The organism is Rhizobium sp. P32RR-XVIII (assembly GCF_012641395.1).
Taxonomy (GTDB): domain Bacteria; phylum Pseudomonadota; class Alphaproteobacteria; order Rhizobiales; family Rhizobiaceae; genus Rhizobium.
Genome location: NZ_JABAIH010000082.1, coordinates 1 through 925, shown reverse-complemented (window position 1 = coordinate 925; position 925 = coordinate 1). Strand labels below are relative to the sequence as shown.

The window sequence follows — 925 nt, the reverse complement described above, 5'->3', positions numbered from 1 at the left end:
GACGCGCCGGGACCACTGTCGACCTTGCCGCTGTCACCTGCGTGCGCCTCAATCTCTACACCAACCTGGACCGGAGCGACCGTGCCGTGGAGGTTGGCCTGGAGTATCTCCGGCGGATTGACGGCCAGTGGTCGCTGCACCCGACAGCGCAGGATGTCGGGCAAGATTATGATCGGTTGCGGCAGCAGATAGGATCGAGCTCGATTGAAGCCCTGCTCGACCTGCCGTCGATGGCCGATCCCGACCAGCGCGCGACCATGGACGTGCTCACGGCGCTTGCCTCGCCGGCCATGTTCACCGATTTGAATCTGTTCCGGCTCGTCGTCTGCCGGATGGCGACCCTCAGTCTGGATAATGGCAACTGCGACGGATCATGCTACGCTTATGTGTGGCTGGGTGGCGTCCTCGTAACTTATTTCGGGGACTACCAGGCAGGACACCGTTTCGGCAGACTTGGCCTGGACCTGGTCGAGAAGCGCGGGCTCGACCGGCACAGCGCCCGCGTCTACCTGGTCTTCGCCGTCCATGTCGCGCCCTGGCTACAGCCCCTGCCGACCTGCCGCGTCTTCCTGCGGCGCGCCTTCGAGGCAGCGAAGGAAGCCGGTGACCTAATTTATGCGGCCTACAGCCGCGCTGACCTGATCACGAACCGTCTCGCCTCCGGAGATCGGCTCGATGACGTCGAGCTGGAGGCCGGGAATGCGCTCGAATTCGTGCAGAAAATGCGGTTCGGTCTTATCAGCGACCTGATAGCCGCTCAGCTCAGGCTCATCCGGATGCTCCGTGGGCTGACGCCGGACTTTACCTCCTTTAATGACGCGGACTTCGATGAGGGCCGCTTCGAGCAGCATTTGGGGAGCAATCCCCAGCTGGCCATTGCCGCGTCCCGATACTGGATTCGCAAGCTGCAAGCGTTCGTCTATGC

At 62.7% G+C, this 925-nt stretch carries 1 pseudogene; it reads left to right on the top strand.

What is annotated here, in order from left to right:
• Positions 1 to 925 (top strand): annotated as a pseudogene (locus HGP14_RS35145) (histidine kinase); the annotation flags it as partial.